We start from the raw sequence: 207 nt of genomic DNA, 5'->3' as shown, positions 1-207 counted from the left end.
ACCACCTCGTCGAGGCTGAGCCCGAGCCTGATCTGGATCCGACTCCTGTCGCAACCGAGTCGGTCGGGCGCGCGAGATACTTGCGACCATGACGTCGTACTCGCCCGGGGGCTCGCTCCGCACACTGCGCCTGTCCAACGCGGCCGCCGTTCTTCGCACGGTCGCCGAGGCCGGTCCGCTGCACCGCGCCGAGATCGCTCGTCGCGT

Source organism: Nocardioides sp. (assembly GCF_004803405.1).
GTDB lineage: Bacteria > Actinomycetota > Actinomycetes > Propionibacteriales > Nocardioidaceae > Nocardioides > Nocardioides vastitatis.
Note: the sequence above shows the minus strand (reverse complement) of the source record.